The organism is Streptomyces sp. NPDC026515 (assembly GCF_055567595.1).
In genome coordinates, this window is record NZ_JBVHQD010000031.1 from 1 (window position 1) to 22,445 (window position 22,445).

Below are 22,445 nucleotides of genomic sequence, written 5' to 3' on the forward strand. Positions count from 1 at the left end.
GCGCGCGGTCTGCTCCGCAGACGCGACGCGGCGTCGCTACGCGACGCTTACCGGCGCTGCGCGCCGGACACCTCCGGGCTCCGCCCGGAGGGGCCAGGCACTCCGTGCCCGGCCTGCCGGACCAACGCTCCGCGCTGGTCCGGGGCCTGACTGCTCCGCAGTCAGGGAAGAGCCGCAGCAGCAGTAGGGGAGGGTGGCCCGACTCGCCTGCGCCCGACCGACGCTGACAGGTCGTCAGTGTCAGAGGGTGCGTCAAACCTGTGAACGGGCTAGGTTCTGGGATAAGCCCTCACCCTCGCCCCGATCTAGCATGACGCACGGATTCCCCGGTGGATCCGATCACACTAGACCCTGGAGAATGCGTCATTTCCCGGCCGGGATGGATTCTGGGATGACGGCGCATCCCCTCTTTCATTGCCGGACGGATACCGGCGCTACGCCAACTAGAAATGCCGCCACGTATTCGCTGAATGCGTTCATGGCGTTCCGCAGGGAATCCATTGCGGCGTATTCCGGGTTGGGCAGTCCATGGGCCTCGCTGAGGTCGGCGAGGGATTCGCCGATCGCGTCCAGGGCGTGGTGGGGGTCGGTGACGTAGTCGAGAGTGCCGGAGGCCTCGACGGCCCAAACGTGGCCAGCATCTGATCGACACGGCTGTGATCGCCGCACAGGTACCACCCCCGCGGGCGCGGGGAACAGGCGGAGAGCCGTACGACGCCGTCTTCGGCCTCGGGTCCATCCCCGCGGGCGCGGGGAGCAGTTGACCAGTGTGGTGGTGCGGTGGGGGGTCGCGAGACCATCCCCGCGGGCGCGCCGCACGGCATCCTGTTCGGGCTGTACGAGGGACCATCCCCGCGGGCGCGGGGAGCAGGAGCGTCTGGCCGGCCAACTGGACGTCCGGCGGAGCCGAGTCGGGACCATCCCCGCGGGCGCGGGGAGCAGGGCCGCGACCTCGCCGAGCGCGTTGTCTGGAGGGGACCATCCCCGCGGGCGCGGGGAGCAGGCCCGCATCGGCCTGCGGCGGCTGTTCGAGCGGGGACCATCCCCGCGGGCGCGGGGAGCAGGCCCGCATCGGCCTGCGGCGGCTGTTCGAGCGGGGACCATCCCCGCGGGCGCGGGGAGCAGAACGCCTCCGGCTGTCGCTGGCACCGGGTGGGGGGACCATCCCCGCGGGCGCGGGGAGCAGTTCTTGCTGGTGCAGGCGCCGTACTGCTGCCAGGGACCATCCCCGCGGGCGCGGGGAGCAGGCCCACATCGACCCGGACACCGAAGCGCAGCTGGGACCATCCCCGCGGGCGCGGGGAGCAGGCATCCACAACGGACGTCCGACCCACATAGGGGGGACCATCCCCGCGGGCGCGGGGAGCAGCCAGTGGCCCGGGTGGTTCAGGAGTGGTTGGTGGGACCATCCCCGCGGGCGCGGGGAGCAGCCCTGGCCCGCCATGCCGTCGCCGAGGATCGTGGGACCATCCCCGCGGGCGCGGGGAGCAGACCCCGCGCGAACGCCACGCCGCCATTGTCCAGGGACCATCCCCGCGGGCGCGGGGAGCAGAAGCTGGCGGTGTTCTCCAGCGTCGTCGACGCGGGACCATCCCCGCGGGCGCGGGGAGCAGATCTGAATGTTGCTGCCGAGCTGAGTCGCCGTGGGACCATCCCCGCGGGCGCGGGGAGCAGTGGGCCCCGGTGCCCCACAGCGTGAGCGGCTCGGGACCATCCCCGCGGGCGCGGGGAGCAGAGCGGCTGGTGCATGCCACGAAGCTAGCTCTAGGGACCATCCCCGCGGGCGCGGGGAGCAGGAGACGATCAAGGAGCGGTCGCATCTCATCCAGGGACCATCCCCGCGGGCGCGGGGAGCAGCGTGTCGTGACCCGCCGCGAGGTGCAGGGCTCGGGACCATCCCCGCGGGCGCGGGGAGCAGCACGCCCTCGGCATCGCCGACGCGGACGCCGCGGGACCATCCCCGCGGGCGCGGGGAGCAGCGGTAGGCGTCCTCAGGCGCGGACTGGCCGACGGGACCATCCCCGCGGGCGCGGGGAGCAGACCACCGACGCTGGGAGCGGGTTGGTGATGGCGGGACCATCCCCGCGGGCGCGGGGAGCAGCGCGTGGAGGGTTTCCGTGAGCCGGGGGTGGAGGGACCATCCCCGCGGGCGCGGGGAGCAGGTTCAGCCGGGTCTGACGCAGATGCCTGCCGAGGGACCATCCCCGCGGGCGCGGGGAGCAGCGGCAGGCCGAGAGCCAGCTCGGACGCCCCGAGGGACCATCCCCGCGGGCGCGGGGAGCAGCATCATCCGGTCGCTGCAGGCAACCCTGGAGCAGGGACCATCCCCGCGGGCGCGGGGAGCAGTCGGAGATCCCGAGGCGTTCCGCGAACGCCTCGGGACCATCCCCGCGGGCGCGGGGAGCAGGGGTGCGCTTTCAACAAGCTGTTCGTGCGGTTGGGACCATCCCCGCGGGCGCGGGGAGCAGTCCTTCAGCTTCGCGTCGACCTTGATGGTGGCGGGACCATCCCCGCGGGCGCGGGGAGCAGTGCCGCGGTCTGCCGACGAGGTGAATCGGGATAGGACCATCCCCGCGGGCGCGGGGAGCAGACTGTGCGACCTGCGGGTTTACGGCACAGGGGCCGTGGTTTCCATGAGTTTCAGCGAGTCCGGCAAAAGGTACTTACCGCCCCTTCGGGGTCTTGCTGGGATGGCCGGTCGGGACCTCAACCTTAAGGGTTGTCCCCGTATCGACACCTGCGGCTCGGTACGAGCTTGCGGCAGAGCCTTCTCGGTTTCTTCATATTGACTTCGCGATTCACATATGTCCTGTATGTATCTGGCATGAGAGGCGAGGGGGACGCCCCTATGGGGCTTCATGTCCGGTTGGCCACGCCGGCGTTGAGCGTGTGGGCCAAGCACGAGCGTGATTCCGACCGGTGGCTGCCGTTGTGGCGGCATATGGAAGACAGTGCTGCCGTGGCCGGGCGATTGTGGGACGAGTGGCTGCCGCTGTCCGTGCGGAGATTGATCGCTGGTGCGCTGCCGGGTGGGGAGGTGGATGCGCGCCGGCTGGTGGTGTGGCTGGCCGGTGTGCACGACATCGGTAAGGCGACGCCCGCGTTCGCCTGCCAGGTCGAGCAGTTGGCGCAGAACATGCGTGGCCATGGGCTTGAGATGCGCTCCCGGCAGGCGATGGGCGCGGATCGGCGGCTCGCGCCGCACGGGCTGGCCGGACAGGTCCTGCTGGGGGAATGGCTGGAGGCGCGGTACGGCTGGTCGGTCAAGCAGGCCGGGCAGTTCACGGTGGCGGTGGGCGGGCATCACGGAGTGCCGCCCGAGCACGGCCAGATCCAGGCGCTTGACCATCACCCTGACCTGCTGCGCACGCATGGGTCGAGCCGGGCGCTGTGGAGGCGGGTGCAGGAGGAGCTGCTCGACGCGTGCGCGGACGAGTTCGGCGTCCGCGAGTGTCTGGTGGCCTGGCAGGGTGTGAAGCTGCCGCAACCAGTACAGGTACTGCTTTCTGCGCTGGTCATCGTCTCCGACTGGATCGCCAGCAATCCCGACCTCTTCCCCTATTTTCCTGAGGACGTACCCCGCACGGGCCGAGAGCGCGTCGCGGCCGCCTGGCGTGGACTGGACCTGCCGGGTCCGTGGCATGCCGAGGAACCGGTCGCAGATGTGCAGGAGCTGTTCGCGTCCCGGTTCGACCTTCCGCCAGGTGCGAAGGTCCGGCCGGTGCAGGAGGCGGCTGTCGAACTGGCCCGGGGTATGCGCGAGCCGGGGCTGATGGTGATCGAGGCGCCGATGGGAGAAGGGAAGACGGAGGCCGCGCTCGCCGCTGTGGAGATCCTTGCGTCGCGGTGTGGGGCGGGCGGGGTGTTCTTCGCGCTGCCGACGATGGCCACCAGTAACGCGATGTTTCCCCGTCTGCTGGACTGGCTCGACCGCCTGCCGGCCCCCGAGGGCAGGCGCTATTCGGTGCAGCTGGCGCATTCCAAGGCTGTTCTCAACGACGACTTCGCCGGCCTGATGGGCGCGGCCCGGCGGATCGCTGCGGTCGACGTGGACGGATCCGAGGAGCGTGAGTGGCGGCCGGCGAGCCGGAACCGTTTTGCTGCCGCCGAACTTGTCGCCCACGCCTGGCTCCAGGGGCGGAAGAAGGCCATGCTGTCGTCGTTCGTGGCGGGGACGGTCGATCAACTGCTGTTCGCCGGGCTCAAAAGCAGGCATCTGGCGTTGCGTCACCTTGCGATCGCCGGGAAGGTCGTCGTGATCGACGAGGCGCACGCCTACGACGCGTACATGAGCGTCTATCTCGACCGGGTGCTGGCGTGGCTGGGTGCTTACCGGGTGCCTGTGGTGGTGCTGTCCGCGACACTGCCGGCCGGTCGGCGAAGGGAGCTGGCCGAGGCATACGCGGGGAAGACCACCGGCCAGGCCGCAGCCGCGTTCGATGCCGTCGCCCGGGCTGACGCGTATCCGCTCTTGACGGCGGTGACGCCCGGGGGCGATCCGGTCATGCGGTGTCCTGTGGCCTCGGGCCGCGCCACGGACGTAGAACTGGAGCGGCTCGACGACGACGTGGATGTTCTCGCGGACCGGCTGGAGAGGGAACTCGCCGGAGGCGGCTGCGCCCTCGTCGTACGCAACACCGTGCGCCGTGTCCTTGAAGCAGCGGCTGCGCTGCGGGACAGATTCGGGGAGATGAACGTCACCGTCGCCCACTCATGTTTCATCGACGTCGACCGTGCCGCCAAGGACGCGAGCCTCCTGAAGGCTTTCGGGCGACCGGGCAGAGCCGACCGGCCGCAGGCGGCGCACATCGTCGTCGCCAGCCAGGTTGCCGAGCAGTCTCTGGACATTGACTTCGACCTGCTGGTCACCGACCTCGCCCCGGTTGACCTCATGCTGCAACGCATGGGACGCCTGCACCGGCACCTGCGCGGCGGCGAGGAACAGACCGACCGGCCGGAGCGGCTGCGCCAGGCACGCTGCCTGGTCACAGGCGTCGACTGGACTGCGCCCGTACCTGCGCCGGTACGCGGCTCGGTTGCCGTGTACGGGGCGTACGCGCTCCTGCGTTCTGCTGCCGTGCTGCTGCCGCACCTCGACGGCGGTCGGGAGCGTCCCGTAGGGCTTCCGGCGGACATCAGTCCGCTGGTGCAGCGCGCCTATGCCGAAGAGCGGGACGGGCCGGCCGGTTGGGCGGAGGCATGGGAATCTGCCCGCGCCCGCCATGAGGAGCGCCGCGCGGACCAGGCCGAGCGGGCCGCGACGTTCCGGCTGGATGCTGCCGGCCGCCCGGGGCGTCCGCTGTTCGGCTGGGTTGCGGCGGGGGTCGGTGACGCGGACGACACCCGCCAAGGCCGGGCCCAGGTCCGCGACAGCAAGGAGAGCCTGGAGGTCGTGGTCGTCCAGCGGCGCGCCGATGGCACGCTCGCCACGGTGCCGTGGCTCGCGCCCGACCGCAGGGGGCGCCTCCGCGCCGGGTTGCCGCTTCCCACGGATCAGGTACCGACCGCGCTTACGGCGCGCGTCGCGGCGAGCTGCGGACTGCGGCTGCCGATCCAGTTCAGCTACGCCGGCGTCATGGACCGGGCGATCGATGAGCTTGAGGAACTCCACATCCCCGCCTGGCAGGTGAAAGACAGTCACTGGCTTGCCGGCCAGCTGATCCTGCCGCTCGACGAGGATTGTCAGACCCACCTGGCAGGCTTCTGCCTCCGGTACAGCCCCCGTGACGGCCTCGAGGTGACCCGTGCCTGAAACCGATCAGAACAACAGCGACGGGGTGCTGTCGTTCGACCTCACTGCCCGGCCGTGGATCCCCGTCCTCAGAAGCAACGGCAGCCAGGACGAGCTGTCGCTGCGCCAGGTCTTCGAGCAGGCGCACGACCTGCGGCGCATCGTCGGTGACCTTCCCACCCAGGAGTTCGCCCTGGTCCGTCTGCTGCTCACGGTCGCACACGACGCACTCGACGGGCCGCAGGACATCGACGCGTGGGCAGAGTTATGGACGGACGAGACCTGCTTCGCGCCGGTCGGCGCGTACCTCGCCGCGCACCGGGGACGGTTCGACCTGCTGGATGCTGAGGCGCCGTTCTTCCAGACCGCAGGTCTGCGCACGGCGAAGGACGAGGTGTTCTCCCTCAACCGGATCGTGGCGGACGTTCCCAACGGAGAACCGTTCTTCACCGCCCGCATGCCCGCCGTCGAGCGGCTCACCTTCGCCGAGGCAGCCCGCTGGGTCGTCCACGCGCACGCCTACGACACCTCCGGCATCAAGACCGGCGTGGAAGGCGACCAGCGCGCCAAGGGCGGCAAGGTCTACCCGCTCGGTGTCGGCTGGGCAGGGAACCTCGGTGGCGTCTTCGTCGAAGGCCGCACCCTGCGCGAGACGCTGCTGCTGAACCTGGTGGCCGCCGACACCACTAGCGTGGAGATCGACGAAGCGGACGCGCCGGCATGGCGCAGGCAGCCGTGCGGCCCGGGCGGCGCCGAGCGCGCTCCGACCGGTGTGCGCGACCTGTACACCTGGCAGACACGGCGTCTGCGGCTCCACTTCGACGAGAGCGGCGTGCACGGCGTCGTCCTCGGTTACGGCGACCCGCTCGCCGCCCGCGACCGTCAGCACCGGGAGCCGATGACCGCCTGGCGACGGAGCAAGCCTCAGGAGGCGAAACTCCGCCGGAGTCCGGTCTATCTGCCGCGCGAGCACGCTCCCGAGCGTTCCGCATGGCGCGGGCTCGGCGCCCTGGTCGCCACCGAGCCCGGCACGGCCCAACGGTCGGAGGCTGCCGACTACCTGCGGCCGGGAATCCTGGAGTGGGTGGCCCGCCTGGTGACGGAGGGAGAACTGGAACGCGGATTCCTCGTCCGGGCGCGGATCATCGGCGCACGCTACGGCACGCAGCAGTCGGTGATCGACGAGATCGTCGACGACCACGTGGCCATGGCCGTCGTCCTGCTCCATGAGCAGGACCGACGCTACTGCGAACAGGCCATCGCGGCCGTCGGAGACGCAGACCTCGCGGTCAATGCGCTCGGTGACCTCGCCACCAACCTGGCCCGCGCGGCCGGCACCGGGACCGACGGGCCCCGCGCCGGCGCCCGCGATCTCGCCTACGGTCTCCTGGAGGCCCCGTACCGTACCTGGCTCGCCCACCTCGCCGACACCGACGACCCCTACGCGAAGCGCACCGTCTGGCAGCAACAGGTGTACGGGATCGTCAGCAAGGTCGGCGACCAGTTGATGGCCGCGGCCGGAGACGTGGCCTGGCAGGGCCGGATCGTTGAGCTCAAGCACGGCACCGAGTGGCTCAACTCCGCGCTCGCCGGCAAGTGGTTCCGTGCCGCTCTGCACAAGGGCCTGGGGCGCCCTGACTCCCCTGACACGCCGCCGGACACGGACGCAAGTCCGGCACCCGAAACCACCGTGAAGGCACCCGCATGACCACCGTCACCGCACCTGCCACCCCACGCGAACGCGTGGCCCGGCTCGCCGCCGGCCACATCACCGCCCTGCAACGGGGTTGCCTCGCTGATCAGCCTCATGCCGTCGCCGCCCTCGCCCGGCTCCGCCGCGGCGCCGGCCGGGAGGCCGGGCAGCTGCCCGACCTGTGGGCCCTGATCGACACCGGCCCCCTGCACGAAACACCGGACGGCGGCCGTCCGCTGAGCGAGAGCGAACTGAACCGGGCCGAGGACGCCCTGCACGTCGCACTCACCCTGTACGCACTGCACCAGCAGTCCCGCCGCACCGGCATGTACCAGGCCGACCGGCCGGGCCGCCGCCGAGGTCTGGGAGCCGCGGTGCGCCGGATGATGAAGCCCGGCGAGATCGATGAACCCGTGCACAAGCGCCTGGTGCGAGCCGGCACAGCACCCGACCTGACCGTCCTTGCCCAGCGCCTGCGCGACATCGTCGTCCTGCTGCGCAGCAAGGACATCGAACTCGATCACGCTCAGCTCGCCGGACAGCTCTACACCTGGCAGTGGCCCGGCGGCGCGGACACCGTCCGCAGGGAGTGGGGCCGTTCCTTCCACGCCTGGCACGTCACGCCCACCGACGGCACATCCCCCTCCCCCAGCCTCGGCACCACCAGCGCCACGGAAACCGACAAGGACGCCTCGTGAACCGCATCTTCCTCGACGTACACGCCCTGCAGACCGTCCCGCCCAGCAACATCAACCGTGACGACACCGGCACGCCGAAGACGGCGGTGTACGGGGGCGTGCCGCGTGCCCGCGTCTCCAGCCAGGCATGGAAGCGGGCTACCCGTACGTACTTCAAGAACGAGGACCTGCTGGACGCGAGCGAGCTCGGCGTACGGACCAAGAAGATCGTGGAGGCGGTCGCCGACCGGATCACCGCCCTTGATCCCTCCCTCACCGGTGAGACAGCGCTGCGGATCGCGGACGAGACCATCAAGGCCACAGGGCTGAAGACCGAGATTCCCAGGCGCAAGGCGGCCGCCGCCAAGGACGGCGAGCCGGAACCGGCACCCGAGTCCAAATACCTGGTGTTTCTCAGCGCCCGCCAACTCGACGGCCTGGCCGGCCTCGCCCTTGAGGGCGCCGCCGACATCACGGCGTATCTGAAGGACAAAGAGAACAAGGGTCGCGCCAAGCAGATCGCGGACACCCTCCACTCCGTCGACATCGCCCTGTTCGGCCGCATGGTGGCCGACGACGCCGACATCAACGTCGACGCCGCGGTCCAGGTCGCCCACGCCATCAGCGTCCACCGCGTGGACAACGAGTCCGACTACTACACCGCCGTCGACGACGAGAACACCGATGCGGAGACCGGCGCCGGCATGATCGGCACCGTCGACTTCAACTCCGCCACCCTCTACCGCTACGCCGCTCTCGGCGTCCACCAGCTCGCCGCCACCCTCGGACAGGGCCTGCGCGACGACGAACCGCGCACCGACCCGGTCCGCCGTGCCGTGGAGGCCTTCGTCCACGGCTTCGTCGCCTCCCTGCCCACCGGAAAGATCAACACCTTCGGGCACCACACGCTGCCCGACGCCGTGATCGTCAAACTGCGTACCACCCGGCCCGTCAGCTTCGTCGCCGCCTTCGAGGACCCGGTGCGCGGCGACACAGGCGGCTACGTCCGGGAGGCCTCCGAGCGCCTGGCCGAGTACATCCCCGACATCGAACGGGCCTACGGCGACGAAAACTCCACTCTCACCTGGGTACTACGCGTCGGCCCGAACACCCGCAAACTCGCCGGGATCGGCACCGAAGCGCAGAACATGAATGCACTCGTCACCGCCGTCGGGCAGGCCGTTGCCGAGCGCCTGGAGAAGCCCGCATGAGCGTGCTGACCCTCCGGCTCGCGGGCCCCCTGCAGTCCTGGGGGGCCTCGGCCCGCTTCACCCGCCGGACCACCGAGTCCGCCCCCACCAAGAGCGGCGTCATCGGCATGCTCGCTGCCGCAGCCGGCACCGAACGCGGCGACGACGACCGGCTGAAGCCGCTGGCCGCCCTGCGGTTCGGCGTCCGCATCGACCAGCCCGGCACCCGGATACGGGACTTCCAGACCGCCCACCACAGTGTCACCGGCAAATCCATGCCGCTGTCCGAACGCTTCTACCTGGCCGACGCCGTCTTCGTCGCCGCTCTCGAAGGCGACCACCGCCTGCTCGCCGAACTCCACGCAGCGCTGCGCGCCCCCGTCTACGCGCCGTTCCTCGGCCGCCGTTCCTGCCCGCCCGCCCTCCCCGTCGAGCTCCGCCTCCACGACCACGCCTGTCTGCAGGACGCACTGCGCGAGGAACCATGGCAGGCCTCACCCTGGTACCGCAAGCAGTACCGCGACCACAGCGAGATCGAACTGACCGTGCTGCGCGAAGCGGACGAGCACGAGCAGAACGCCGCGGACACCCTGCGCGACCAGCCGCTCAGCTTCGCCGCCGAGCACCGGCGCCACATTCTGCGAACCCAGGTCACCTACAGCGTGAGTGTCCCCAACCCGTCCGTCCGGCAACTGCCCCGGCACGACCCGTTCGACGCCCTGGACGAAGAGAGCGCCTGATGTTCCTCACCCGCTTCCGTCTGAACACCGCGCGCTCCGGTGCCCGCCGCCTGCTGTCCTCACCACAGGCCATGCACGCGGCCGTCATGTCATCCTTTCCGGCACTGCTACCCACCGACCCACCCCCCTCAGGCGGTCCGCGGGTGCTCTGGCGGTTGGACCACACCACCCGCGCCGAAATCCTTCTGTACATCGTCAGCCCCGGCCGGCCCGACCTCACCCACCTCGTCGAACAAGCCGGCTGGCCCGCCGCAGCCGCCGCGGACCCGGCCGAGCCGGGCTGGCACAGCCGCCCCTACGGCCCGCTCCTCGAACGGCTCGCGACCGGCGACCGGTGGGCGTTCCGCCTCACCGCCAACCCCGTCCACCACGCCCGCCGCAAGGACGACGAACCGACCAAGCGCACCGCCCATCTCACCCCCGTGCACCAGATGGGCTGGCTCCTCAAGCGTCAGGAAACCTGCGGCTTCCGCGTACTGGAGAAAGCAGACGACAAGCGACTCCTTCCCAGCGGTACCACCCACACCAGGCAGCCCCACCACGGCGACCAGTACGAACTCACCGTCCGCGACAAACGGGCCCTCGCCTTCGACAAATCCCGCAGCACCGGCCCCCGAAGCGGCCGCCACGCCCCCGTCAGCCTGGTCACCGTCACCTTCGACGGACGCCTCGAAATCACCGACCCACAACTGCTGCGCAACGCCCTGACCCAGGGAATCGGCAAGGCCAAGGCATACGGCTGCGGCCTGCTCACCCTGGCACCGCTCGGCACGCCGAGGTGAAACGGTGACCACAGTCTCCCGGCGCTCCGCGCTCACCCCGCGCCAGCTCACCCGCACCGGCGAACGGCTTTCTTTCCTCTACCTCGAGCGCTGCACCGTGCACCGGGACGCCAACGCCATCACCGCCGAGGACGCCGACGGCACCACCCACATCCCGTCGGCAACCATCGGCACCCTCCTTCTCGGCCCCGGCACCCGCATCACCCACCAGGCCATGAGCGTCCTCGGCGAAACCGGCGCCGCCGTCTGCTGGGTGGGAGAGCAAGGTGTGCGCTACTACGCCAGCGGCCGCGCCCTGACCCGCTCCTCCGCGCTCGCCGAAGCACAAGCCGTGCAGTGGGCCAACACCCGCAGCCGCCTCGCTGTCGCCCGCGCCATGTACCGACTGCGCTTCCCCGACGAAGACCCCACCGGACTCACCCGCCAGGAACTCCTCGGCCGCGAAGGCAGTCGCGTCAAGAACTGCTACCACGCCCAGTCCGCCCGCACCGGCGTCCCCTGGCGCGGCCGTCGTTACACCCCCGGCGACTTCAGCAGCGGCGACCCGGTCAACCAAGCCGTCACCGCTGCCGCCCAGTGCATGTACGGCATCGCCCACGCGGTGGTCACCTCCCTCGGCTGCAGTCCCGCACTCGGCTTCGTCCACTCCGGCCACGAACTGTCCTTCGTCCTCGACATCGCCGACCTGTACAAGACTGAGATCGGCATCCCACTCGCCTTCGACATCGCTGCCGAGGACGAAGAAGACGTCGGCCCGCGCACCCGCCGTGCCCTGCGGGACCGCATCAACGAGACATCACTGCTCGACCGCTGCGTCAACGACATCAAACGCCTCCTCCTGCCGGAGACAGCGCCGGCCGGGGTGCCGAACGAAGACCTCGACGTCGTCGCACTCCACACGGACGGCGGCCGCTCCGTCACCGCGGGCCGCAACTACGGCGACAGAGCCGACGCTCAAGACGCCTACAGCGACGTGGAGCTCTCCTGGTGACCGTCATCGTCCTCACCAACTGTCCGCCCAGCCTGAGGGGCTTCCTCACCCGCTGGCTCCTAGAGATCTCCGCCGGAGTCTTCATCGGCAACCCCTCCGCACGGATACGCGACCTGCTCTGGGACGAAGTCCAGCAATACGCCCACCAAGGCCGTGCACTCCTTGCCCACACCACCAACAATGAACAGGGCTTCACCTTCCGCACCTACGACCATGCCTGGCACCCAACCGACCACGAAGGCCTGACACTGATCCGCCGCCCGAGCGCCCCAAACCGCTCGAATACCGCGAAAACCCCACCGAAGGGCTGGAGTAACGCATCCAAACGACGGAAGTACGGCAGGAGCTGATGAGAATTTCATCCACTTTGGTGACTCTTTGCCGGAATCAGTGAAACTACTTCAGATTGGCCTGCCTCCATGACAAAGCCGCAGGTCAACAAGTGTGCTCCCCGCGCCCGCGGGGATGGTCCCACGGTGCCGGCTTGGAGTCCTCCGATGTGGCGGTGCTCCCCGCGCCCGCGGGGATGGTCCCCGGAAGGACCCGGCCATGAACCGTCAGGACATGTGCTCCCCGCGCCCGCGGGGATGGTCCCCCCGGCGAGGCGGCGGGCCTCCCGGGGCATGGGTGCTCCCCGCGCCCGCGGGGATGGTCCCTCACCCGATGCGGCGGCATCAACTACCCGTTCGTGCTCCCCGCGCCCGCGGGGATGGTCCTCACGCTCAGGCGCACAGAGACTGCGTCGTCAGGTGCTCCCCGCGCCCGCGGGGATGGTCCCCCGGCTGGGTAGTTGTGGCGACGCAGCCAGCTGTGCTCCCCGCGCCCGCGGGGATGGTCCCGTTCTGCTGGCCATCGCGCGAGCCATCGGTATGTGCTCCCCGCGCCCGCGGGGATGGTCCCGCCTCACCAGCCGGACTCGGGTTGTAGCGCAGGTGCTCCCCGCGCCCGCGGGGATGGTCCCAAACTGATGGCCTCGGGCGGAAAGCTGGCCACGTGCTCCCCGCGCCCGCGGGGATGGTCCCCGACGTCCTCATCGACGGCATCCGATGCGAGGGTGCTCCCCGCGCCCGCGGGGATGGTCCCAGGATCTCCACGTCCTCACGGGTCGGCGCATAGTGCTCCCCGCGCCCGCGGGGATGGTCCCGGCCGCCACACGGACGGCCAGACACCAGGAAGAGTGCTCCCCGCGCCCGCGGGGATGGTCCCTGCTCGGTGCCGGGCTCCAGGCCGAGGCGGGCGTGCTCCCCGCGCCCGCGGGGATGGTCCCGACCCCCGCGGCAAGCCGTTCCCCCATAGCCGGTGCTCCCCGCGCCTGCGGGGATGGTCCCACCGTCAGGCGGATCTGCGCCCGGTAGACGATGTGCTCCCCGCGCCCGCAGGGATGGTCCCTCGCGGCCGTAGTTGACGCATCCCTCAGTGATGTGCTCCCCGCGCCCGCGGGGATGGTCCCCAGAAAGAGCTGGAGCAGACGCTCAGCAAGACGTGCTCCCCGCGCCCGCGGGGATGGTCCCCGTGCCGCCGCCCGCTGCGCTCGCGAGCGACAGTGCTCCCCGCGCCCGCGGGGATGGTCCCTGCACGTCGCAGGTGACTGGCAAGCTGTCTTCGTGCTCCCCGCGCCCGCGGGGATGGTCCCTGGGTCATCTCCCCAGGTAGGGGAGCCGTACCGTGCTCCCCGCGCCCGCGGGGATGGTCCCGGAAATGCCCTAATGGGTGCGCCCAGGTCCTCGTGCTCCCCGCGCCCGCGGGGATGGTCCCCAGCCGGTCAGGGGAAGAGCTCCTGCCGATCCGTGCTCCCCGCGCCCGCGGGGATGGTCCCTCCTCGTTCGGTGCGCTCATCACCGCCGTCGGGTGCTCCCCGCGCCCGCGGGGATGGTCCCCACGGCACCGACGAGCAACTGCTCACCTTCCTGTGCTCCCCGCGCCCGCGGGGATGGTCCCGGCCGCGTAGAACTCGCCCTCCACCGACGGCGGTGCTCCCCGCGCCCGCGGGGATGGTCCCGAGCGCGTCGCCGACCACATCCGGACCTCGGTGTGCTCCCCGCGCCCGCGGGGATCGTTCCTTGTCTCGGCCCGGGACGGACGGCCACGACGGTGAACACGGCAAGAAGAATCACCCGGCAAGGCGCCGCCGCGGCGGTATCGGTCACAAGCAGGACGGCAAATGGGACTGCGCGTAGCAGCGCATCTTCATCCAGCTAGGGGTCAGACCTCGATGTAGGCGACGACGACCACGGTGCGCAGGGCGGTGACGAAGTACAGGATGCGGACGGCTTCGACGTCGTCGGTGTACTGGCGCAGCCGGGGTCCGGTGGTTTCGCCGGGCAGCGCCTCGCCGATCTCTGGATCGACGGAGATGACGACCAGGGCGCGGTCCAGGGCGTGGATGTCCGCCTCGCTGGTGATGTTCTCCAGCTGCTTCGCGGCGGAGTCGGAGAACGCGATCCGGGCGCGACGGGGCCCGCGTCCTTGAGGCATCAGGCGACGGCCGGCCGCTGAGCGGCCAGCCGGGCGAGATGGGATTCACGCAGGTCTTCCCAGGGGGCGCAGTCCTCGGGCGAGGGCAGGCCGTTCTCGGCAATGTCCTCCAGCACGGCGGCGAACTGGTCGGCTTGCTCGCGGGTGCGCGCCGCGTACGCGCGGACGGCTTCGGCGGCCGCGGGCTCCAGCTGCTGCCGAACGTCTCCGTCAGCGGGGGGCGGCTGGTCGTCCATCGGAGCCTCCAAGTACGGGACGGGCGTGTGCTTTCACGGTAGCGCCGGAGGAGCCACTCGGGGGCGGCTGGATGCAGGCTGCCGGTCCTATATCCAGGCACCTGGTACGGCGCGTGATGCCCAGGGGGTGTGTTTCCTGCCTACCTCGGCGACTCCCAGGAAACCGTCGTGATGTTCGTGTCGTTGATCTAAGTACGGAAGGTCCTTCCCGGTGGACCTTTGCGCAGGGGGAGGTGGTCTCCGTATCGGTATCGATATTCTGCACGCCCATTTTCGCAGGTCATAACCTCGGTATCCGCAAGGTGCTCAGGTTGTTACCGGCTCCCATATGCTTAGGCCCGTTCCTCCGCAGTGTCCGTCTCGTGCTTCCTCGGTTGGTGGTTTCACCGGCCGTTGAGGGGGCCCGGCGAGCCCGCTGGGCTTACCTACTCGGGCGCTTGGGGGTCCGATGGGTGGTCAGACGCCACCAGAAGATGGTGATGATCAGGGCGACGATGACAGGCGCCGGGAACGGCGACGACTTGTCAGACAGTTCTTGATTGATTGGTCACCGGTTCTGGCGACCGTCACCAGCCTGGCGCTCAAGCACCTCTCCTGATGGAGGACCATGTGGATACGGCCGTACCGGGTCCGGACAGCAGTAAGTCCGGCCGGATGACAGACGGCCGGACTCACTGGTGAAGCGCGGATGGAGGGCCCCTGACCTGGGTTGCCGCCCGGGGATGGGGCCCTTTGTCATCAAGCTTTATGTGTCACCCGCAGGTCGATCGTACCCGCGTGTACCTACACGCGCCTACACGTGCTTACACACGCTTGAGAGTGGTGGACAGGACCGGAGTGAGCGACTGGTCAGGCGGCGAATCCGATGTTGGTGACGTATTCGTACTGGCCCCACTGGGAGCCGAGGTCGACCACCGCGTCGTCCACCCAGGCGGTGTCGAGGGCGTCGTCATCGTCGGCAACCCATGCGGCGACGATCCGGTCCCATCGCCGCACGTTCAGCGTCCGGTACTCCACCACTCGCTGCTGGGGCCGGGTGACCTGGCTCTGGTTGAGCGGGTGGAACTCCACGCGGGTCCCGCGGCCGTCGCGGTTGAGGCGGGCGAGGAGGTAGCGGGCGACGTTCTCGCGCCGCACGGCGCGGTAGGCCTGCTCGATCGCGGCGAGGTTCGCACGCGACGGGGAGCGCGTGCCGGCGAGCCAGGCCCGGATGGTGCGGGGTGTGGCGGTCAGGCCGGCGGTGCGGGCGGCGGCTTGGGCGTGGTCGGTGCGGGTGAGGTAGTGCAGGCGGGCGAGCAGGCCGCGGCGGGCGGTGATCGGGGTGGCGATGTACCCAGCGAGCGCGTCGAGCTGGCGCGCGACGGCTTCGTGGCCCTTGATGCCGCGGGCGCCGAACTTGCCGAAGTCGAGGTTGCGCTCGGGCATGTCAGGCCTCTTCCGGGTTCATCGGGGCGGGGTCGCCGACGGTGTAGACGTCCTTGACCTTCACCTCGGTCACGCCGCGCCCCTCGGGAAAGATAGCGCGCCAGTCACCCGCCACGTGCAGCTCGTCGGTACCCATGGCACGGACCACCAGGAGGCCTTCGTCGTAGGCGCGGTGGGCTTTCCACCACAGGTTCGCGAAGGCCTGGGAGCGGATGAGGTGCATCCAGTCTGTGCGGTAGAGCTCGCGGTTGTAGTTGGACTCGCCCATGGTGGAGACGAACTTGGAGTACATGGCTTTGACGTACTCGAGCGTGACGTCGTCGTCATCGGTGATGGCCTGGTCCCGGGCGTCCTTGAGGGTGATGCGGAACTTCTCCAGCAGTCCTTCCGTGGCGCCGGACGTCCAGGATTCGTGGATGACGGGCGGGTCGCACAGGCCGTACTTCGGGCCGGAGATCCGCAGGAGCAGGCGCAGGGTCGGCTCGGTCACCCACAGCGGGCTTCGTCCCGGCTGCCGATGGGGTTGGGCAGCACGGCGTCGTGGTCCCAGTGGGGCGGGGTGATCAGGTGGATGCCGGCGCGGCGCCGGTCGTGCTGATCGCCCTCGGAGTGCTCCAGCTGCCCCAGCGGCAAGTGGGTCTTGAGCGCGCTGAGGTAGGCGCCGTTGATGTCCAGCGCGGTCACCTCGTGCTGCCCGGCGGGGAGTTCGGGCCGGGTCCACTTCGGCCGGGCCTCCCACACCTGGTCCGCGCCCCGTGCGGACTGCTTGCGCAGCACGTCCGGCAGCCACGGGTGCGCGACCACGTCGTACCGGCCGCCCGTGCGGGCCTGGTCGAGCAGCGCCATCGCGTCCGGGATCGCCCGCTTCACCAGCGCCGCCGTCGCCTCAGCGACGTCCCCGCCGTGCTCGGCGAGCGCGGCCGCCACCGCCGAGGAGATCCGCCCGGCCAGCGGGTCCGGAGCGTCGGCGGGCCGTACCCGGCGCCCGGCCGCCACCACCTTCACGCCCTGTCGGCCACGGGGCGCCTGCCGCACCCCTCCGGTCCGGCTGCTCCGTGCCGGAGAGGGAACCGGGGTCGGCGCGGGAGCGGGTGCCGGCTGCGGGGCCGGGGGCACTGCGGCGGTGCACTGGGCGGGGTCCAGGTGCTGGGGGAACCCGGCGACCTGGTGGCGGGCGGGCTGCCCGCACAGCACGCACGGCTGAGGCACGGCGAGCAAGTCGTCGTCCTGGTCGCTGCTGTCGGTGGTGGTCGCGGTCGCGGCGGCCGGGCTGGAGTCGGCAGCGGCCGCGGTGTCGGCCGCGTCCGTGCGGCTGTCCAGCTTGGCCTGTGCCTGCTCCAGGAAGTAGGCGTACCGCTCGCGGTTCTCGCCGTTCGGGTCGCGGCCGGCTTCCCATCCGCTGAGGGTCGACGCGCTCACGCCGACCGCGCGCGCGACCTGAGTCTTAGTCAGGTTAATGGCCTCGCGCAGCCGGCGGCGGACGTCCGGGTTCGGCAGCGGGGGCTCGTCGCGGACTCCGGCCAGCAGGGCGTCGATGGCGGCGCGGCCGGTGGAGGTCGTGTCCCGGTCCATCGGGACTTCCTTCCTTGATCGTCTGTGTGGCGCTGTGGGGGCCGATCTCCGCCCTGGATTGGGCGAGGTGCCCGGCGGAGGGAGATCGGCGCTCTGTGGGGCACTGAGCGCCGTCTACGGGTGTACGGAGGGTTTGATGGCCGGTCAGTCTCCGTTGACGGTGGCCATGTCGCGGATGCGGCCGTAGTGCAGCTGGTGCGCCACGGTGACCGTGCAGATGGATCCGTTGCGGTTCTTGCCGAGGATCAGGTCGACCTCTCCGGCGCGGGCGCTGTACGGGTCGTAGGCATCCTCACGGTGCAGCAGGATGATGGCGCTGGCGTCCTGCTCGATCTGGCCGGAGTCGCGCAGGTCGGACACCTGCGGCCGCTTGCCCTCACGGCTTTCGGCCCCCCGGTTGAGCTGCGCGCAGCAGATGATGACCGCTCCGGTCTCCTCCGCGATGATCTTGAGTTCGCGGCTGATCTCGCTGACGCGCTCGTACGGGGACTGTCGGGAGCTGCGCTGGTCGGTCTCCATGAGCTGGAGGTAGTCCACGATCACCAGGGGCGGCTGTCCGGTCTCGCGGGTGATGGTCTGGATGCGGTGGCGTACCCGGCTGGGGGAGACGCGGGCGCTGTAGTCCATCCACACTGGCAGGGCCTTGAGGTCGGGCACGTGGCGGGCCAGGCGGGTCCAGTCGTCGTCCTCAATGGCGTCGCCGCCCTTGAGCAGGCGCCGGAGGCCGACCCGTGAACGGGCCGCCAAAATCCGGTTGTTGACCTCGCGGCGGCCCATCTCCATGGAGTGCACGAGGGAGGGCCGGCCGCTGCTCGCATTGGCGATGGCCACGCCGAGGGTGAGCGCGGACTTGCCCATGCCGGGCCGTCCCGCGACCACCACGATGTTGCCCGCGAGCATCATCAGCGCTTCGTCCAGGTCCGCCAGGCCGGTGACGGCGGCGGCCTGCTGGGGAGTCTCCAGGCTCTCCAGGTGGGCGTGCAGGTCCGCCCCCAGGCGCCCGAAGTGCCGGTCGGCCTCCCGGTCGTCGCCCGCGGCAAGGTAGTCCAGCTCAGTCTGGACGGCGCGAACGGTGTCGGTCACGGCGTCCGGCGCGGTCTGACGGGCCCTCTGGAGGCCTCGCCCCAGGGCGGCCTGGAGGGCGCGGACCTTGGCGTAGCCGTGCACGAGCGCGGCGTAGTGCTCCACCTCGCCCGACGAACAGGCGGCCTCGACCATGCGGGACAGGGCCACCCGGCCGCCGATCCGCTCCAGGTCCCCGGTGCGGCCCAGTTCGGCGACCACCATCGGCAGGCCGGTGGGCTGGCTCTGCCCGTGCAGGCGGGTGATGGCCGCCCACACGGTCTCGTGCGCGGGCCGGTACCAGTCGCCGTCCTCAATGACCCGGGCCGCGTCCGCGACGGGGTCGTAGGCGGGCGTGGCCAGCATGCAGGCACCCAGGACGGAGGCCTCGCCGTCCTTGTCGGCGGCAGGCTCCTGCTCCAGCAGTGTCTCGGTGTCGGTGGTCGTCATCGCTGCCCCTCCCCGGCCACGCCAGCCGTCACGCCCTGGTGGGTGCAGCGGCGCATCGGTGCATCGTCGTCGTCATCGAGGAGCCAGCCGTTCGGGTCGCACGCCGCGCATGCCGCGACCAGCGCCAGGCGTACCGCGGCCGCATCCGGACCCTCGCCCGGGCCCACGGCCGCCGCACGCGGCTTGACCATCGCGTACAGCCGCAGGTCATCCACCCACCCCGGCAAGCACTTCGCCCACGACGTGGCGCCCTGGGTGTTCTTCAGAACGTCGGCCTCCAGGAGGGCCCGCCCGGTGTCGTCCAGGTCGGCGAGCAGCGGCCAGCCCTGGTCCCGCATCGCACGCAGCAGTCGCGGCGCGCACCGCTTGGCCGTGGCCGCACCCGCTTGCCAGCGCTGCATGCCCGCCAGGAACCCAGCGGCGTCACGCAACTGCTCGGCGGTGAACTCCGGTGCGCGGTGGTTCTGCTGTTCTCGCTGTGATGGAAGTGACCGTGCGGGGCTAGTGAGGGGGTTGGGGGAGGAGGATTCCTCCTCCTCCGGGGGGTGTGGGGGGGGAGAGGCGGACTGCGGGTTTTCCACTTTCCGGCTCTGACCTGGCGAAACGCGGGTTTCCAGATCGCGGGTTACCCGCGATTCGGGTCCGGACTGCGGGTTTTCCGCATTTCGGCTCTGACCTGGCGAAACGCGGGTTTCCCGCGATGCGGGGGTCTGGGGATCGCGGGAAACCCGCGTTTCGCCGCTGACCTGCTGTGATGCCGAGATGCCAAGGTCGACGTACTGCGTGTTGTTGGCGGGGTTCCGGTACACCCGGGTCACCCAGGTGGGGCGTCCCGTGCTTCCGTCGAAGACGCTGACGCGGGCGAGGTGGCCGGCGGTCGTCAGCCGCTTCGCGATGGCGTTGTAGCGGTCCTTGCCCATCTTCCAGCCCTGAGCCTGGAGATCCCCGCGGATCGCCTCCATGGTCGACGGCAGGCGAGGATCGCGCAGCAGCAACTCGGCCAGGACACCGAGGTCTTCAGGCTGGAGCCCCGGCGTACGTACGAGCTCGCGCCGCAGGATGACCTCTTCCGGGGCCTCCCAGCCGCGCTCCAGGTAGCTGGAGCCGAAGTCGTCGCTCACTGGGCCACCTCCACCAGCTGGCGGACGACGGCGGTTGGGAAGGGATGCCCTGGCGGCGATGGTGGGCGTGGAACGGTCCGCGCGGCTGGCGGACGGTAGAACAGGCGACGCAAGGTGTATCTCCCCAGGTAGGGGAGCCGTGCCCAGCGAATGTGATCTAGCGCCAAACCTGGAGTAGTGGCGTTGTGCTATCTCTAGCGCATACTCTGGGTATAGGTGACCACGCGGGCCAGTGGCCCACGGGCATCACCCGGCAGACGAGGTCACCTCGCTGCTCACGACTCGAAGCTCTTGGACGGGTGCGAGTCGATTCGCTGGGAAGCGGTCCTGTTGTGGCGACAGGGCCGCTTCGGCGTTTCTACGGGGGAGTGTCTGATCGACGCATTTCAGCGCGCCTCCGCGAAGTCGAAGCCATCGGTTGCATCGGGGTGCTTGGCGGCCCATCCCTTGAGCAGGTGGACGTATGCCTCCAAGTGGCGTCGTCGAGGCTTCGCTGCTCCGACTTCCCACCTGTTGAACGCGACACGCGTGACGCCGAAAACGCTGGCGACCTCCTCCTGGGTGAGCCCGTCGGCCTTTCGGAGACGCGCACGAACTTCCGGTGGTGGGAGCTCTTCTGGGCGGGCGACGAGAGCCTCAACCGCGTGGATCAAGTCGGATGACACAGTTCTCCCCTCCCTTCACCTACATCAGAACTATACAGAGATCTTGACATCGTGTGGGCAATTGGCGGCGTGTCGCTGAGCTTGGAAGTGCCATGGGAAGGCGCATTGGTACCAACGATCGAATATGGCACTGGTGAAGTCCTCGATCCTCATGCTCCAAAGGTCAGCAGAGGCACGTCGTAGAGGTCGGGGTTCCTGGGGCGGGTCATCACCGGTGCGGTGACCTCGACTACGAGCATCTCAACAAGGAACTGCACTTGGGCGCTGAGTAGGTGGCTTGTGTGGCCGGTGGCTGAGCGACCCTTCTCACCCAGTGACGTGTGGATGTGCGGAAGGACCGTGTCCGTCTCAGCGTCATACGCCAGCGTTCCGCACCCCATAGCCTCCACGCCGGTCAGATGGACCTTGCTCCAGACGGGGGCTTCGGGGTTCTCGAGCTTCTCACATGCACCGACGATCTCGGCCTCAGCGAAGCCGGCGATGAACATGGGGATGTAGCCGTGCCGGACGCCGTTCTGACGGCAGAAGTCGGCGAGCGTGGGAAAGAAGTCGTCGCCGTGGTCGAAGTTCACGGCGAAGGTCCGACCGGTGGTCAGTTCATAGCTGCGCAAGATAGGTCCCGGAGGCTGAAGGGGGTGACTAAGAGGCGGCGTTGAAGGCCCGGGCGATCTGGTCGTTGTCCGCGGCGGTCATGAGCAGCAACTGAAGCAGGATCCGCGCCTTGATTGGGTCCAGCGTGCTGCCGGGGACCAGTCCCCGCCCGAGCAGGTCGGACTCGGAGCCAGGGAAACCGTAGGTTCGACGGAGCACGGGACCCGATCCGGTGCGCGTGGCGAGGATGACGGGCATGCGCGTGGCGAGATCGCTGAGTGCGTCCACGCACGCCATCGGGACATGGCCGGCTCCGAACGCCGCGATCACCAGGCCGTCGACGTGGTCATCCAGGGCGTGCAGGAGTGTTCCGTCGTCTCCGAGACCGACCGTGAAGATCGCAGTGCGTGCGGAAACGGTGGCGCTATGCGGATCAATTGTCGGCGAAGGGGCGGGGCGCGCTGTGATCCGCACACGGTCCTCCGCGACGTAGCCGATCGGCCCAGGGTATGAAGTGAACGCCGTGAGGCTGGTGGCGTGGGTCTTGCGGACCCAGCGGGCAGCGTGAATTTCCTCAGCGAACACCACTACACAACCAGCGCCTCGTGCTTCGGTGCTGGCCGCGACGCGGATGGCGGCCAGCACATTCGCGGGACCGTCCGCTCCGGCCATGGAGGCGTTGCGCATGGCGCCGGTCACCACGATCGGCGTGTCCCCGGTGGTGACGAGGTCCAGCAGATACGCGGTCTCCTCGATCGTGTCCGTTCCCTGCGTGATGACCACGCCGTCGACCGGGAGAGTCTCCACCTTGACGGCGAGCTCGAGCAGGTCGGAGAAGGCCAGAGATGCGCCGGGGAGGCGGCGGAAGTCGTGAACTTCCACATGGATGCCGGTGTCGGCAAGGCCCGGGACGGCCGTCACAAGGTCGTCGGCCGACAGCGTTGGCGTCGCGCCGCCGTCCGTCTGGGTGGTCATCGCGATGGTGCCGCCCAGCGACATCACCGCAACGCGGCGGGCGTTGTCGGCCATGGTCTCTATCCCTAT

The 22,445-nt window shown here is 69.9% G+C and carries 16 protein-coding genes, 1 pseudogene and 2 CRISPR repeat arrays; of the genes and pseudogenes, 8 read left to right on the top strand and 9 right to left on the bottom strand.

All coding sequences use genetic code 11. The annotated features are described in order from the left end of the window. Positions 1-842 precede the first annotated feature (842 nt). Positions 843-2,590: direct repeats of the CRISPR family, unit length 29 nt; unit sequence GGGACCATCCCCGCGGGCGCGGGGAGCAG. A 258-nt stretch (positions 2,591-2,848) separates the two neighbouring features. From cas3 to cas2e, 8 genes are read left to right on the top strand one after another with little or no spacing between them, the layout of a single operon-like run. Beyond that, on the top strand, positions 2,849-5,752 hold the full coding sequence (gene cas3 / locus ACZ4O3_RS40215) for a CRISPR-associated helicase Cas3' (protein ID WP_467727208.1): 2,904 nt from the start codon (positions 2,849-2,851) through the stop codon (positions 5,750-5,752). Continuing rightward, positions 5,745-7,439, top strand: a complete 1,695-nt coding sequence (gene casA, locus ACZ4O3_RS40220) for a type I-E CRISPR-associated protein Cse1/CasA (protein WP_467727210.1) — start codon at positions 5,745-5,747, stop codon at positions 7,437-7,439. The genes cas3 and casA overlap by 8 nt, the downstream gene beginning before the upstream one ends. Further along, positions 7,436-8,122, top strand: a complete 687-nt coding sequence (gene casB, locus ACZ4O3_RS40225) for a type I-E CRISPR-associated protein Cse2/CasB (protein WP_467727212.1) — start codon at positions 7,436-7,438, stop codon at positions 8,120-8,122. The genes casA and casB overlap by 4 nt, the downstream gene beginning before the upstream one ends. Beyond that, complete coding sequence (cas7e, locus tag ACZ4O3_RS40230; protein ID WP_467727213.1) at positions 8,119-9,312, top strand: type I-E CRISPR-associated protein Cas7/Cse4/CasC; 1,194 nt, start codon at positions 8,119-8,121, stop codon at positions 9,310-9,312. The genes casB and cas7e overlap by 4 nt, the downstream gene beginning before the upstream one ends. Continuing rightward, on the top strand, positions 9,309-10,031 hold the full coding sequence (cas5e, locus tag ACZ4O3_RS40235; RefSeq protein WP_467727215.1) for a type I-E CRISPR-associated protein Cas5/CasD: 723 nt from the start codon (positions 9,309-9,311) through the stop codon (positions 10,029-10,031). The genes cas7e and cas5e overlap by 4 nt, the downstream gene beginning before the upstream one ends. After that, complete coding sequence (gene cas6e / locus ACZ4O3_RS40240) at positions 10,031-10,813, top strand: type I-E CRISPR-associated protein Cas6/Cse3/CasE (RefSeq protein WP_467727217.1); 783 nt, start codon at positions 10,031-10,033, stop codon at positions 10,811-10,813. The genes cas5e and cas6e overlap by 1 nt, the downstream gene beginning before the upstream one ends. Before the next feature lie 4 nt (positions 10,814-10,817). Then, on the top strand, positions 10,818-11,804 hold the full coding sequence (cas1e, locus tag ACZ4O3_RS40245; RefSeq protein ID WP_467727218.1) for a type I-E CRISPR-associated endonuclease Cas1e: 987 nt from the start codon (positions 10,818-10,820) through the stop codon (positions 11,802-11,804). Further along, the gene (gene cas2e / locus ACZ4O3_RS40250) at positions 11,801-12,154 is read left to right on the top strand and encodes a type I-E CRISPR-associated endoribonuclease Cas2e (RefSeq protein WP_467727220.1); all 354 of its coding nucleotides are present in this window, start codon (positions 11,801-11,803) and stop codon (positions 12,152-12,154) included. The genes cas1e and cas2e overlap by 4 nt, the downstream gene beginning before the upstream one ends. 94 nt (positions 12,155-12,248) lie before the next feature. Continuing rightward, positions 12,249-13,864: direct repeats of the CRISPR family, unit length 29 nt; unit sequence GTGCTCCCCGCGCCCGCGGGGATGGTCCC. A 142-nt stretch (positions 13,865-14,006) separates the two neighbouring features. On the opposite strand, the gene ACZ4O3_RS40255 is transcribed toward cas2e, so the two are convergent. From ACZ4O3_RS40255 to ACZ4O3_RS40295, 9 genes and pseudogenes are all read right to left on the bottom strand, one after another. Then, entirely contained in the window at positions 14,007-14,279 is a 273-nt protein-coding gene (locus ACZ4O3_RS40255) for a hypothetical protein (RefSeq protein ID WP_467727222.1), read from the bottom strand. Then, positions 14,279-14,515 carry a hypothetical protein gene (locus tag ACZ4O3_RS40260; protein ID WP_467727224.1) on the bottom strand — a complete coding sequence of 79 codons (237 nt, stop codon included), beginning with the start codon at positions 14,513-14,515 and terminating at the stop codon, positions 14,279-14,281. The genes ACZ4O3_RS40255 and ACZ4O3_RS40260 overlap by 1 nt, the downstream gene beginning before the upstream one ends. Before the next feature lie 849 nt (positions 14,516-15,364). Further along, the gene (locus ACZ4O3_RS40265; protein ID WP_467727226.1) at positions 15,365-15,940 is read right to left on the bottom strand and encodes a transcriptional regulator; all 576 of its coding nucleotides are present in this window, start codon (positions 15,938-15,940) and stop codon (positions 15,365-15,367) included. Position 15,941: 1 nt separating this feature from the next. Further along, positions 15,942-17,512 (bottom strand): annotated as a pseudogene (locus ACZ4O3_RS40270) (helix-turn-helix domain-containing protein). A 144-nt stretch (positions 17,513-17,656) separates the two neighbouring features. After that, entirely contained in the window at positions 17,657-19,024 is a 1,368-nt protein-coding gene (locus tag ACZ4O3_RS40275; protein WP_467727228.1) for a replicative DNA helicase, read from the bottom strand. After that, positions 19,021-20,145 (bottom strand): hypothetical protein, encoded by a 1,125-nt coding sequence (locus ACZ4O3_RS40280; RefSeq protein WP_467727230.1) that lies wholly within the window; start codon positions 20,143-20,145, stop codon positions 19,021-19,023. Before ACZ4O3_RS40280 ends, ACZ4O3_RS40275 begins: the two co-directional genes overlap by 4 nt. 386 nt (positions 20,146-20,531) lie before the next feature. Next, entirely contained in the window at positions 20,532-20,810 is a 279-nt protein-coding gene (locus tag ACZ4O3_RS40285) for a type II toxin-antitoxin system MqsA family antitoxin (protein WP_467727232.1), read from the bottom strand. A 149-nt stretch (positions 20,811-20,959) separates the two neighbouring features. Next, complete coding sequence (locus ACZ4O3_RS40290) at positions 20,960-21,421, bottom strand: PPC domain-containing DNA-binding protein (RefSeq protein WP_467727234.1); 462 nt, start codon at positions 21,419-21,421, stop codon at positions 20,960-20,962. A gap of 28 nt (positions 21,422-21,449) precedes the next feature. Then, positions 21,450-22,430 carry an asparaginase gene (locus tag ACZ4O3_RS40295; RefSeq protein ID WP_467727235.1) on the bottom strand — a complete coding sequence of 327 codons (981 nt, stop codon included), beginning with the start codon at positions 22,428-22,430 and terminating at the stop codon, positions 21,450-21,452. Positions 22,431-22,445: the final 15 nt, after the last annotated feature.

Bases quoted from the DNA above. Each gene is read 5' to 3' on its own strand.
- ACZ4O3_RS40265 (WP_467727226.1), bottom strand. From the start codon at position 15,940: ATGCCCGAGCGCAACCTCGACTTCGGCAAGTTCGGCGCCCGCGGCATC.
- cas6e (WP_467727217.1), top strand. From the start codon at position 10,031: ATGTTCCTCACCCGCTTCCGTCTGAACACCGCGCGCTCCGGTGCCCGC.
- ACZ4O3_RS40255 (WP_467727222.1), bottom strand. From the start codon at position 14,279: ATGCCTCAAGGACGCGGGCCCCGTCGCGCCCGGATCGCGTTCTCCGAC.
- ACZ4O3_RS40295 (WP_467727235.1), bottom strand. From the start codon at position 22,430: ATGGCCGACAACGCCCGCCGCGTTGCGGTGATGTCGCTGGGCGGCACC.
- ACZ4O3_RS40260 (WP_467727224.1), bottom strand. From the start codon at position 14,515: ATGGACGACCAGCCGCCCCCCGCTGACGGAGACGTTCGGCAGCAGCTG.
- cas3 (WP_467727208.1), top strand. From the start codon at position 2,849: ATGGGGCTTCATGTCCGGTTGGCCACGCCGGCGTTGAGCGTGTGGGCC.
- cas5e (WP_467727215.1), top strand. From the start codon at position 9,309: ATGAGCGTGCTGACCCTCCGGCTCGCGGGCCCCCTGCAGTCCTGGGGG.
- casB (WP_467727212.1), top strand. From the start codon at position 7,436: ATGACCACCGTCACCGCACCTGCCACCCCACGCGAACGCGTGGCCCGG.
- ACZ4O3_RS40275 (WP_467727228.1), bottom strand. From the start codon at position 19,024: ATGACGACCACCGACACCGAGACACTGCTGGAGCAGGAGCCTGCCGCC.